The following is a 12,446-nucleotide window of genomic DNA, read 5'->3' on the forward strand; positions in this document are numbered from 1 at the left end:
CGCGGGCGATGAAGGGGCCGACGCTGCAGATCTGCGGCGGGACTGTTGCGACATGAAGGCGACGCAGGCCAATTTCGCCGGCACGGCATCCCGCGCAGCATCGCAATGCGGTGTGTTCTTCTTCTGCGGGCCGGATGAAGCCGGCGCTGCCGCCGCCGCGCAAAAGATCATCTCGCTATTTGCCGATCCCGGCGAACGGATTGACCTTTCCGGCGCCGACCTGAAGCGCGAACCCATTCTGCTGGGCGACGAAGCGCGCTCGCGCTCCCTGTTCGGCGGCAACCGGCACATCTACGTCCGCAGCAGCGGCGACGAGGTGCACGATGCCGTCGCCAATCTGATCGATGGAACCGGCGATGCTTGCCCTGTCCTGATCGTGGCGACATCCGCCACCGACAAATCGCGTACGGCGAAGCTGCTCGAAAAGCGCGCCGATGCGCTGGTGGCCATGTTCTATCCTCCCGACCTGCGATCGTTGACCGCAGCGGTGCGCGAAATCGCCGATGGCGCTGGGCTGCGACTGAACGGCGACATTGCCGAACGCATCGCGCGCGGCGCAGGCATGGATATTCGCCTGGCCCGTTCCGAAGTGGAGAAGCTGGCCCTTTATCTTGACGCATCTCCAGCTTCGCCCAAACCGGCCGATGCAGAAGCGCTGCTGGCAATCGGCGCGAAGACGGATGAGGACGGGTTCATGCCGCTCGTCAATGCGGCCCTGTCGGGCGATACAGCGCGCCTGCCTGGCGAACTGACCCGGATGCGGGAACTCTCCCTCAACCCTGTCGGTGTCCTCCTGGCCGTTGAACGACGTGTCGCGCAATTGGGGCAGATCTCGGCGCGGATCGGCGCGGACGGGTCAATCGCGGATGTGATCGAAAGCGAAAGCAAGGCGCGGCGGATATTCTGGAAGGACAAAGGTGATATTTCCCGCCAGTTGAAGGCGTGGCACGGTCCTCAGATGGGCAGGCTGGTGAGCCGTCTGCTCGAGCTGCACCGCGCCTTGCTGGGCAACAGCGTGGCGGGTGAGATGCTGCTGGCGCAGGGGCTGACCACCATCGCCCGGGCAGCCGCCGGACAGGCGCGCCGGCGATAGGGCGAGCAGCCTGAGAGACTGCATGCAACGGGTAGGAACCGGCGCCACCAACGACCGCAGGGTGACGTATGTTTCGGCACATTCGCTTGCCGTGAGCGTAGGCTGCTGATCGGCCGGACGCGCGCAAGGTGGCGTTATCGCGCGAGGGGGGCGGCCTGTTTTCCCTGTTTTCGCAGTGATTTGCGCCTAGCTGGAAGAGAGCGCGGGTCGGTCTGCCTCAGAAATCCGCCGTTTTTAACAGGCAATTGGCAGGCCGCGAGGTGGGCCAGAACAGGTTTCACAACAGGTGCAAAACAGGCGTTGATCAGGGGGGTAACAGCACGGGGATCAGGAAGGTGCAGGGGCTGATTCTTGTCCCACGCCTGTCCAGGCGCCTCATGTCTGTCCGGATCGCGGTTTCGGCGGACAGACGCCCGTCTGAACCAAGGGCATTTGGCCTTCAACCTGTCTTAATTTGTTCTGGCGGTGATGCTATCAGCGCGCTTTGTCCTGCGGCGAAAAATTTCCCTTGTGGACCGTGGTAACCTCTGATCCATTACAAGGCAGGCGTCTCGTCTTGGGCGCTCTCTGACCGGCCTTGAGTGGCTGCCACGGAAGGAAGCGTCAGATCATGTCTCCCTTATTGGGAGGTGAGGTTTTGGTGTTTCGTTCTGGAGGTTTGCAAATGAGTTTCACGATTAATGTTAAAAAGAAGAGCATGAGCTCTCAGGGCAGCGCCAAGCCTCGCGATGAAAATGGTCGATTTAGGCAGGGGTTCAGCGGCAATCCCGCCGGCCGCCCCCGCAAGCGTCCTGAGGTTCCAAAACATCTCTTTGAGCAGATCGGCGATGCCCTGAGCGCCAAGACCATGGTTCCGGGACCAAATGGAAAAGACGTGAGTGCATCTTGCTACGAGGCCGTGGTACAGGCGCTTGTTGGCGCGCTCCCGGCGGCGAAGCCCAAGGAATTGTTGAGCATACTTGCCAAGATGGAGGAGCTTGGGGTCTTCGCTGGAATGCGCCAGAAGGCTGAGCCGCCCGCCAAAAGTACAGTAAGCGAGGCAGACCTTGAACTGCTGGCGCGCCTCAAAAAGGTTTGCAGCGAAGAGCAGCTGGCTATGTTCCTGAAGGGTTAGCAACGGAGCTGTGCAGTGTGCGGAGCAAGCCTAGTTTCGCAGATACAGGCCCGGGTGCAGTCAAGCGTTACCGCCGCGAAGCTATATCGGCGGTGTTCGTATCTAATGAAAGGATAAAAGAGGGCATGTGCATGCGGGCGGGTAGAACGCTGTGCCGGACAGGTTGCAAGCGCCGGATTTGCTGATTGGCGCATGATTACCGCGGTGAGGGCTTTGGGCCGAGGGCATGCTGCGCAAGCGGAGTTACATGTCCCGGCGCAAAGCTACCGTGCTCCACCACTTCTGTGCCGCCTCAGCAACAAGTGTCTATTTACAAAGCTTTTTTCACGCTCTGTCCTGCGAGGCTCTCGCCTTGCCGAGTTCGCCTCCGAAAAGCGGAACGGACCCTCGGCGCGTCCATTGGTTAAGTATACGAGGCGCTGCAAAGCGCTAACGGCGAAGGAGGCGCGTCGACGCGCTCCTTAAGACGCCATCTCACACAAAATCAGGAGAAACCAAACATGGTCGACATCATGGAAAAAACCAGGACGGAAAAAACCAGGACATTGGCCCGCGACGAGACGAACAATCTTATTGCCTCCAACAAGGTCGAAGGCACCGCCGTCTACAACCACAAGGGCGAAAAGCTCGGCAAGATCGAGAACTTCATGGTCGGCAAGAGAAACGGCCGCGTCGAATATGCAGTCATGAGCTTTGGCGGCATGCTCGGAATGGGCGAAGACCACTACCCGCTGCCGTGGGAAGTGCTTGATTACGACACCGACAAGGGCGGTTACCAGGTCATGATCGACAAGGACAGGCTGAAGGACGCCCCATCCTACAAGCCCGCCTCTGAGCCTGACTTCAATCGCCAATATGGTGAGCGAGTCTACAGCCATTACGGCGTCGCGTACTAATCACTTGATTCTTGGAAAAGAGGGCGGCTTCGGCCGCCCTCTTTGTTCGTGCAGGATGGGATCGCATTTTCTGAAAGCCAGCTCTCTGCAAAGCGGAGATGGATCCAAACGGACCGCAGCGCGCTCGTCAGCGGGCATCCAGCTGCGATGAGAGAAATGGTGTCCGCCGATTAGAGGCGCGGCTGCGGCTGCTTACTCGCCCGCTGGCGGCAGCAGCTGCAATCCGCTGCTTCAGCAACAGGCTCGGCCTGAAGGTGAGGACGCGGCGCGAGGTAATCGGCGCTTCTACTCCAGTCTTCGGATTGCGGCCGATGCGTTCGGCTTTGTCCCGCAGGATGAAACTGCCGAAGCCGGTTATCTTCACATTTTCACCGCTCGAAAGAGAACCGCACATGTGTGTGAGAACGCTCTCAACCAGCTGGAGGCTCTCGGCACGGGAGAAACCCATTCGCTTGTTTATCGTGTCTGCAAGATCCGCTCGCGTAAGTGTACCGCCCATCTCCGTCATACATTCTCCCTTGCCTAGCCCTCTGCGTGGCCTGTCCATCCGACCCTAACATAGATCAAGCTAGCCGCCTTGTCAGTTTCGGCAAGCCATTCTTTGCTCGGCGCCAGCCGCTGCTGCGCTGCCGTTCTCCTTAGAGGCGGCCCACCAGCGGCAATTCCAGCGATCGCTTCTTCTGACAGAAAAGCCACAAGAGGATGAGCGCCGAAACAAAGGATCCAAGGCTCATGATGAAAGCGGTCGAGGGCAGGGTGAAGCCTGCAGCGAAGAGCGCCCCCGCGCCGGCGGGGCCGAAAGCTGCGCCCGCTCTTCCCACGCCCACTCCGAAGCCGATGCCGCGTCCGCGCAATTCTGCAGGGAAAGCCTCAGCGAGGAGAGCGTAGAACGCGACGCCGCCCGAATTGAAGAATACGCCCACCGGGGCTGCTGCCCCGATCAGCGCAAGCCGATCGGTTCCAACCCGAGCAAACACGTTCACAGCTATCGCTGCGCCAAGCAACGATGATTGATGTGCGCGGAAGGGTGATGCGACAGACCGCTTTGTCGTGATCAACGAGAACGGCCGCACAAAGCGATTTCTCCAAGGTGAAGCCGTGGCCAAGGATTTGGTTCAGATGGCGAGGGAAGGCGATTGAAGAGCAATCAAGCACCTCTTGGCGTTTCGGACCACTAAAGAGCAGGAGATGATGGCCTTCAGCCTCCACCCTGAGGATGATAATCCTGTTTAGGACTAGAACTGCCTCCGATCTTGCACCTCGCCTCTACGGTGAACTCAGCAGGTCACCACATAACGAGCACTGGACGGCGCCTTCTCGCAGATTAACGGTGGATCGGTCCATAGCTAGAAGTTTCCTTGCCAAATCGCCGCGCGCGCATTGGTTCGGGGGTTTTCGGCTTAGAAATCGCTTTGCTCTCGAAACATCGTTAGCGCGGCGGCCAAATCTGCAGCTGATTGTGGCTCCGGCGGACACCACCTGAGCTAACCAGTGCTGAAGCTGCCGTCCATCCACCTGTCGAGATGTCCATCATTTCTTTAGCCGCTCCGAGCTGTTTCTGACAGGAAAAAGTCAACATTGGCGTTGACCGTTTGCTCTCGAGTTACGCGACGAGCGTCCGGCGCCCAGCCACAAAAAAATCGATTTCTGGCCGGAATCAACAGCCACGTTGACATTTAAAAGCGATTGGCGCAGCTTCTCGAATCAAGATCAAACACTGACTGGAGAAGAAAAGATGATCGGCGGAAAGTTCGTGATCGACGCGGTCGTGCATGCCTACAATCACCTGCCCTCCAACTGGGCTGATCCCGTATTGGGAGAAGCGATGGTCGAATTGGCCTACCACCTTGCTGCCGACCCGCCCAACCCCCGCTACGCGATGAAGCGCGAAGATTACCTGATCGACTGGCAAATTCCGGATGTTGCCAATTTCGTGTTTGGCGAAAGTGACACTGATGTGGCGGTAATGCATCCGCTTGCGATCGCGGCCTTCAAGGACGGCTACTCTTCCGTGGAAAAGGCGGCAGAAGCACTCGAGACATATCCAAGCCGCTTTATAGGAGCCTACGCCTGTGTTGATCCGCTGCTGGAAGGCAAGGCGGTCGAGGCGATTGCGGTTCAGGCCGAATTGCTGAAACCGCTGGGCCTCAAACTATATCCCACTAGTTGGGACGGACAAAAGCCGGTCAGCTGGCGCATGAACGACCCCAAGTTGATTTACCCGCTCTACGAAGCCGCGCAGCGGCAAGGCATCAAGACTGTCGCGGTGCACAAAGCGGTGCCGATCGGGCCGTTTGCCGTAGGCGATGCATACAATCCAGGCGATCTCGAACTCGCTGCAACCGATTTCCCTGACCTTAATTTCGAGATCGTCCACGGAGGTCTCGCCTTTCTGGAGGAGACCGCGTGGTTGCTGGCGCGCTTCGGCAACATTGCCATCAACATGGAAATACAGAACATTTTGGTAGAACGGCGCCCGCGCGCTTTCGCCGAAACAGTGCTCGGTCTTTGCCGGGTCGGCGGATCGGATATGCTGGACCGGATGTTCTGGGGCACCGGCGGCACCCTAGCTCATAACCAGCCCGCGCTCGAAGCGTTCGACCGGTTTGAATTCCCGGAGGACCTGCTCGATCAGGCGGGGCTCTTCAAGCCTATTCGCCAGCTAACCGAACAGGACAAGGCCAACATCTTGGCGAATAATTTCGCTCGCCTGCACGACCTCGATCTGGCGGCGATTAAGGAAGGCGTCAAAAACGACCAATTCTCGCGTTCGGAAGGTGCGGCACCGGCAGCTCCTTTTTCCACCTTGTCCCATATGAATCGCGGGGAGACGATCTATGCCTGATCTGGAGCAGCAAATTCGCATTGCGCTGGACGAGATCAAGGATCCCTGCAGTCTTGCTGCGGGCTACGGAATGGGCATTTCCGAGATGGGCTTGGTCAAGAGCGTGTCGATTTCCGATCGGGGCGATGTGACCATTGCCCTTCGGCTGACTTCGCCTTTCTGCCACATGATCGGTTTTTTCAAGAAAGAGGCCATGCGCATCGTTTCTGATCTGCCTGAGGTCCGCAGCGTGGAAATGACTGCAGATCAGGGGCTCGATTGGTCGCCGCGCAACATCGATCCAGCAGCGGAAACTCGGCGGCAGGAGGCTTTGGCGACCCTAAGCATCTGAGAGCCTGAATGGATGAGCCGAAGATCCCGCAAGTAGACAGGGACTATGGGGAGAGAGCATGAAAGATTCTAACAAAGTTTGTCGCTTGCTGGCAGGAGCCAGCCTCCTGACGCTGCCAGTTGCGCAGGCCGGCGCCCAAACCATCGCCGAACCGGCCTCCGAAGTTGCGACCGAGCAAGATGAGGCAATCGACGGCAGGGTGATCATTGTCACGGCCCAGCGTCGCTCTGAGGATCTTTCCAAGACACCCGTCGCGGTCACCGTCGTCACTGCTGAAGTATTGCAGGAACTGGCGATCGTCACCGAGGCGGATCTGCAGGCCGTAACTCCCGGCCTGATCGTGAAAACGGGGCAGAACGACAATCAGCTAAACTTTTCCTTGCGCGGCCAATCGGTCGATCCGTTTTCCAGCTCGCGCCCTAGCGTGCTACCTTACTTCAATGAAGTCCAGGTGGGGGGAGTGGGTGGCACTTCCCTGTATGATCTAGAGTCAGTGCAGGTTCTCAAGGGGCCGCAAGGCACACTATTCGGTCGCAATGCGACTGGCGGGGCGGTGCTTTATACCAGCAAGCGGCCGGACGACTACTTCAATGGGTTCGCCACCGTGAGGGTAGGAAACTATGACGCGCTGCAAATCGAAGGAGCAATAAACCTGCCGCTCGCTGCGGACGGTGCCGCCGCATTGCGAATCGCGGGTTTCCTGCAGCGCCGAGACGGTTTCCAATTTAACCTTTTTCGTGATGAGTTTCTGGGTGAAGTAAGCAAGGAAGGCCTACGTGCCAGTCTCGCCTTCGAGCCGAGCCCCGGTCTCCGCAACGATCTAGTTGTCGATTACGGCCATAGCGACGGCAAAAGCCTTTCCAGCGTGGTCTATAACGTACTCCCCTTAGGTGAACCTGCCTTCGTGCCGTTCAACTTTCTATTTTCGCCCTTGGTTGACCAGGCATTCGGACCGGGCACCTTTGATGCCTATTTGGCGGCCAACCCAAAGGTCGACCCCGAGGGACTAATTGCCTTTGCCGAGAAGCAAGAAGCTCGCGGGCCGTATACCGTCGATGTGGACTCGCCAAATTTTTATCGCCAGAACAAGTGGATAGTGTCTAATATCACTACATTCGATATCGGCGAGGAAACTGAGCTAAAAAATGTGTTTGGCTTCGTGCGCACCGACTTTGCCGGGGCCGGCGAATTCGATGGCACGCCGTTCGGCGGCGATGCCAATGGTCCGGACGGACGCGCGGGAGTCATCGAGCAATATAGTAATGAGTTGCAGGTGCTCGGGGAAATCGCCGAAGGCCGGCTCGACTACGTGGCTGGTATCTTTCTCTCCTACGAAACCGATGAGACCCGATCGCAAAGCATCATCTTTGATTTCCGCCCCATCTCCCCGCCAACCGAACAGATCAACAATGGCAGGTTCACCAACCAAACTGCGGCGGGTTACGCCCAAGGTACATATGAACTGACCCCAAAGCTCGGACTCACGGCAGGTGCGCGCTACACGATCGAAAATATCAAATTCGAGCGGGCAGCCGATGACACCTATGTTACCAGTCCGCTGCCGCAATATGACTTCGATCAGGAACGCACGTTCAAAGGGTTGAGCTGGACGCTGGGCGTGGATTACGAGGCTTCTGACGAACTGCTCCTTTATGCCAAAAATCGGCGAAGCTTCCGCAGTGGTGGTTTTAACTATTTCGCACCGCCGGTTGAGGGCTCAGGTAATGCGGCGGGTGGTGGGTACGAGCCGGAAACGGCAACCGATGTCGAACTAGGATTAAAGTACCGCGCCAATGGGCCCCTGCCGGTACGATTTAACTTGGCCGCTTACCAGATGTGGATCGAGGATGTGCAGCGCGCCTACTATGCACAGATCTTCGGCAATCTCGTCGCAATCACCGTGAATGTACCCGAAGCGGAAGTTCGCGGCGTTGAGCTTGACGGCGCAATCGAGCCTACGCCTTGGCTAACATTGGGCGGAAGCGTCAATTATACCGATGCCAAATTTACCGAGAACATAGTGGAGGTGGTTGGTAACCCGGCGGCGGAGTTCGACACTTATCCCGATACTCCGGAGTGGTCGGGCGTGGTGTATGCGGACCTCGAAGCGCCTCTGACCAACCGTTTAAGCCTGAACGTGCGCGGCGATATATATGCTCAGACTCGCACGTTCTTCAGTTCTACCGCCCTCAGTCTGACGCGCGGGGCAGAAATTCCTGGGTACGAGCTCGTCAATCTGCGGGTTGGCATCCAGGACGAGCAATCGGGGCTTTCCCTGGCTGGTATCGTCAAGAACGTGACTGACACGGTGTATTACACTGGCGGCGTGGGCTTCGCGAACATTTTCTCCCTTAACACCGCGGTCCCAGGCGAGCCGCGAACCTTTCTCATCGAAGCGAAATATCGCTTCTGACACGGGAGAAGCTGATCATGAGTAACAGGCTAAAAGACAAGGTGGCCATCGTCACAGGCGCGGCATCCGGCATGGGGGCGGCAATGGTCGGTCGCTTCGCCGCCGAGGGTGCCATGGTTATAGCAGCGGATATCAGTGATACGATCGAGGATGTGGCTAACCGAGTGGAGGGACAATGCCTCTCAATTCAGGTCGACGTCTCATCGGCAGCCGATGTTCGCAAAATGATCGCTTTGGCGAAGGATAAGTTTGGGCGGTTAGATGTTCTGTGTAACAACGCCGGTATCCAAGGCCCTCTCGCGCCGACCGCCGAATATGATGATGATGAGTGGGAGCGGGTCATTGCCATAAATCTGACAGGCGTTTATCTGGGCATGAAACACGCCATTCCGGTGATGCTGGAGACTGGCGGCGGTTCGATCATCAACACGAGTTCGATGGCATCAATCGTCGCATTCCCCTCGTTACCTGCTTATTCGGCCTCCAAGGGTGGAGTTTCGATCCTCACCCGGCTGACTGCCGCGGAGTATGCCTCCCAGGGAATACGGGTGAACGCAATCGCGCCGGGTGCGATCGATACTGGCATGACGCGCAACATGCCGCAGGATTATCTTCAAGGCGCAATCGACGCTACCTTAATGGGTCGCATCGGTACACCTGAAGAGATCGCCAGTCTCGCCCTGTTCCTGGCCAGCGACGAAGCAAGCTTCATTACCGGCACCGAAACAGCGGTGGACGGGGGTTATACTCTTGTCTGATCTTACATACAGGCTGATTACCGCAGGTCCCAGTCCTTACGGGCGCAAAGTGGACGTTGTGCTACATGAGAAAGGGATCGCATTCGAGCGGGTGTATGACCTGCCGTGGGCCGAAGCAACGCACACGCGCCGACACAGTCCGCTCGAGCAATTGCCGATCCTGCTGCCGGAGAAAGGCGAACCTGTCTGGGATTCAGCCCTGATCGTGGATTGGTTAGAAATTATGCATCCCGATCCGCCGCTGATGCCTCAGGTCCGAGATGCGCGCATCCATTGCATGCGGCGCCGAACACTTGGCGAGCGGATAATGGAGATAGCGCAGGCGCTCATATTCGAAGTCCACCGAGATCCACCAGCGGAAATTACGGTCGATCGACTAACACGTAAAATCGAAGGCGGATTGAGTGCTTTGGAGAAATTGTACGATCATCGAACTGGGGGCAAGCTGGAGTGCGACCAAGGCGATATCGCCTTGGCTACGACCTTGCTGTGTTGGGAATTCATCATCGCAGAAGGCATCTCGCCGCCACTGCCGATCTTGACGTGGCGCGGAAAACATCGGGCGATCGACAAGTGCGTTTTTAAAATGGAAGCGCGTCCTTCATTCATGAAAACCGCACCGCAGGCCATGCAAGTAGATATCGCCGGAGAGGTGGCGGTTTGAGGCTTCATGACCGACGCTCTGCACCCGGTCGCGAAGTTGGATGCGGAAATGATAATCTGAAGTGATCATCTGCGGCCCTCAAGAAGGGAGAAGCTCTAGTTCAAAAATGAATTCTGCAAGGGCGGTGTCGGCCGTGCAGGAACTGTTGCTGCTCGGCTGCTTGTGGAACTTGGAACTGCTCCGCAAGAAGCAATCATTCGCGTGCGGGATGCAAGACCAGGTGCCATCGAGACGAGAGCACAGGAAGAATACCTCCCCAGCCTCGCCAGGTGCAGGAAAGGTCGCCCTCATCCCATGCTGATGCAGTAGAGGGCCACGCTATTGGTGCGCTGCTTGGGCTGGCTGTTGGTGACGCGCTTGGCACGACCCTCGAGTTCAAGCAGCGTGACGCATACCCGTTGCTGGAGGACATGGAGGGAGGAGGCCCCTCTCGCTTGAAGCCCGGCGAATGGACCGATGAGACTTCCATAGCCCTAGCACTCGCTGATAGCTTGATCGCGCATCCTGACTTTGACGCAGCAGACCTGATGCGTCGCTTCACTGCCGGGCGGGAGGAGGGCAGTTACTCATGCACCGGCACCTGCTTCGACATCGGAATGACCGTGAGCTCTGCGCTCAGCCGCTGGCAGCGAACAGGCGATCCTTATGCGGGAAGCACCGATCCAAATAGCGCAGGTAATGGCTCGCTGATGCGACTTGCGCCTGTTGCGATCCGCTACTCGAAAGAACGCGATAAGATTCCATCAGTGACTGCTGCCCAGAGCCAGACAACTCATGGAGCAGCCGAGGCGGTCAGTGCCTGTGTGGCCTTCGCGGAGCTGATTGCTGATGCGATAGCTGGAAACTCTCGCCACGAGGTGCTCTCTCCACGCAACGAGAATGATGCAGCAAAGGTCGCCAAAATTATGTCGGGCTAATGGCGCGGCAAGGCCCCAAAGGATGTGGAACCCTCTGGCTATGTCGTACATTCGCTGGAGGCCGCGCTGTGGTCGATCGGCCGGACTGACGATTTCCGCTCAGCTATCCTTACGGCTGCCAACCTTGGCGGTGATGCCGATACGACCGCCGTTATTGCGAGCAGCTTGCCGGAGCCCTCTACGGCGCGAGCGGAATACCAGAGGGCTGGCTGGCAAAGCTTGCTTGGCGCGATCGCTTGAAAGAGCAGGACCTCAGGCTGCACTCCGCGTCCCCTGAGAACGTTAAGAATTCTAGCCTTGAGCAACCTCTGTACGTGCCGCTGTCCGGAACTCGTTGGGAGCTGACCACCATGGCTGAATTGAGTGTTCTGTAGGACGTCTCACAAGCCCGCACTTTACCGGCATATGGACCAGCATCCGAACTCTGAGTTATAAGCCGTAGTTCAGTCGGATTCCGATGGTGTCGATGCCGGGGTTCTGCTCCGAATTGAACAGGCGCGCATTGCTGATGTGCACCCAGCTCGCCTCCACGCTCCAACGTTCGCTAACAGCGGTTCCGATGGCAATCTCCGGCTCGAACAGGATGCGGCTGCCGAGATCCGTCCGAAATTCGTTGTTACGATCTATTCGGAAATCGGGCGCGTCATGAATGACGAGGCCGATGCCGGGCCGGAGATAGACCGGGCCTGCCGCAATCTTCCAGCTGAGCCCGCCGCCTGCGAAATTCGTATCCCCCTCGCTGTTCAGCGAGGCGAAGACATATGGCTCCGGGCTGCCGATGAAAGCGAGCGCCTCTGCCCGTTCGAAACGATAGCCTGCCTGAAGGTCGACGCCGCCTTCTTCCGTATCGAAGGTGAACGGGGTGTCGACAGCATGGGCATAAATTCCGCCATAGACTTCTCCGGCAGCGGCGGGGTTCGCGGCGGGGTTCGCGGCGGCAATCGAGCCGAAGATCGCAATGTGGGCAAAGGAGCGCAGGCCCGAGGCTCGAAAAGATCGCGACATGGCAAATACTCCAGAGAATGGCAGGCGTTTGTCAAGCGCCATGCAAGCCGCCGCAAGCTGAAAGGAAAATTACTGGATCTCCAACAGTTCTTCGCCAAGTGCGCTCTAATTCTACCTCTTCCATCTGGTCGCGTAAGTGTCCCGACCATCTCCGGCATACGTTCCTTTCCTCAGATTATATCATAGGTTAGCTAGCAGCACCGTTAGTTTGGGCAAGCCATTCTGCGGTCACCATTAGGCCCAGCTGCGCTATCTTACTTTGAAGGCGCTAAGCGGGCGAGCGATCCGGCGATCGCTTCTTCTGATAGAAAAGCCACAAGAGGATGAGCGCCGAAACAAAGGATCCAAGGCTCATGATGAAAGCGGTCGAGGGCAGGGTGAAGCCTGCAGCGAAGAGCGCCCCCGCGCCG

At 57.9% G+C, this 12,446-nt stretch carries 11 protein-coding genes and 2 pseudogenes; 10 read left to right on the top strand and 3 right to left on the bottom strand.

Annotated features, from left to right (window positions below):
• The first annotated feature begins 52 nt into the window (after positions 1-52).
• The 3 genes from holA to G7A66_RS12025 all read left to right on the top strand — a co-directional run bounded on the left by holA (position 53) and on the right by G7A66_RS12025 (position 3,103).
• A complete protein-coding gene (holA, locus tag G7A66_RS12015; protein WP_174295867.1) occupies positions 53-1,093 on the top strand; it encodes a DNA polymerase III subunit delta in 1,041 nt (346 codons plus the stop codon).
• Positions 1,094-1,757: 664 nt separating this feature from the next.
• Complete coding sequence (locus G7A66_RS12020) at positions 1,758-2,207, top strand: DUF5681 domain-containing protein (RefSeq protein WP_174295868.1); 450 nt, start codon at positions 1,758-1,760, stop codon at positions 2,205-2,207.
• Between the two features lie 500 nt (positions 2,208-2,707).
• Positions 2,708-3,103 carry a PRC-barrel domain-containing protein gene (locus G7A66_RS12025; RefSeq protein WP_232366836.1) on the top strand — a complete coding sequence of 132 codons (396 nt, stop codon included), beginning with the start codon at positions 2,708-2,710 and terminating at the stop codon, positions 3,101-3,103.
• A gap of 217 nt (positions 3,104-3,320) precedes the next feature.
• Here the strand turns inward: G7A66_RS12025 and G7A66_RS12030 are convergent.
• Positions 3,321-3,611 (bottom strand): annotated as a pseudogene (locus G7A66_RS12030) (integration host factor subunit alpha); the annotation flags it as partial.
• Between the two features lie 130 nt (positions 3,612-3,741).
• Positions 3,742-4,086 carry a hypothetical protein gene (locus G7A66_RS12035; RefSeq protein ID WP_174295870.1) on the bottom strand — a complete coding sequence of 115 codons (345 nt, stop codon included), beginning with the start codon at positions 4,084-4,086 and terminating at the stop codon, positions 3,742-3,744.
• Between the two features lie 752 nt (positions 4,087-4,838).
• On the opposite strand from G7A66_RS12035, the gene G7A66_RS12040 reads away from it, so the two are divergent.
• The 7 genes and pseudogenes from G7A66_RS12040 to G7A66_RS12065 all read left to right on the top strand — a co-directional run bounded on the left by G7A66_RS12040 (position 4,839) and on the right by G7A66_RS12065 (position 11,271).
• Positions 4,839-5,948, top strand: a complete 1,110-nt coding sequence (locus tag G7A66_RS12040) for an amidohydrolase family protein (protein WP_174295871.1) — start codon at positions 4,839-4,841, stop codon at positions 5,946-5,948.
• The gene (locus tag G7A66_RS12045; protein WP_174295872.1) at positions 5,941-6,279 is read left to right on the top strand and encodes an iron-sulfur cluster assembly protein; all 339 of its coding nucleotides are present in this window, start codon (positions 5,941-5,943) and stop codon (positions 6,277-6,279) included. The genes G7A66_RS12040 and G7A66_RS12045 overlap by 8 nt, the downstream gene beginning before the upstream one ends.
• A 58-nt stretch (positions 6,280-6,337) precedes the next feature.
• Positions 6,338-8,692: a TonB-dependent receptor gene (locus G7A66_RS12050; protein WP_174295873.1), complete on the top strand. Its 2,355-nt coding sequence runs from the start codon at positions 6,338-6,340 to the stop codon at positions 8,690-8,692.
• Positions 8,693-8,709: 17 nt separating this feature from the next.
• Complete coding sequence (locus G7A66_RS12055; RefSeq protein ID WP_174295874.1) at positions 8,710-9,450, top strand: SDR family NAD(P)-dependent oxidoreductase; 741 nt, start codon at positions 8,710-8,712, stop codon at positions 9,448-9,450.
• Entirely contained in the window at positions 9,443-10,114 is a 672-nt protein-coding gene (locus G7A66_RS12060) for a glutathione S-transferase N-terminal domain-containing protein (protein WP_174295875.1), read from the top strand. Before G7A66_RS12055 ends, G7A66_RS12060 begins: the two co-directional genes overlap by 8 nt.
• Positions 10,115-10,276: 162 nt before the next feature.
• A complete protein-coding gene (locus G7A66_RS14665; protein WP_408609263.1) occupies positions 10,277-10,423 on the top strand; it encodes a hypothetical protein in 147 nt (48 codons plus the stop codon).
• Positions 10,384-11,271, top strand: a pseudogene (locus G7A66_RS12065) (ADP-ribosylglycohydrolase family protein). Before G7A66_RS14665 ends, G7A66_RS12065 begins: the two are co-directional and overlap by 40 nt.
• Before the next feature lie 189 nt (positions 11,272-11,460).
• Here the strand turns inward: G7A66_RS12065 and G7A66_RS12070 are convergent.
• On the bottom strand, positions 11,461-12,036 hold the full coding sequence (locus G7A66_RS12070; protein ID WP_174295876.1) for an acyloxyacyl hydrolase: 576 nt from the start codon (positions 12,034-12,036) through the stop codon (positions 11,461-11,463).
• Positions 12,037-12,446: the final 410 nt, after the last annotated feature.

Source organism: Alteripontixanthobacter muriae (genome assembly GCF_013336795.1).
GTDB lineage: Bacteria > Pseudomonadota > Alphaproteobacteria > Sphingomonadales > Sphingomonadaceae > Pseudopontixanthobacter > Pseudopontixanthobacter muriae.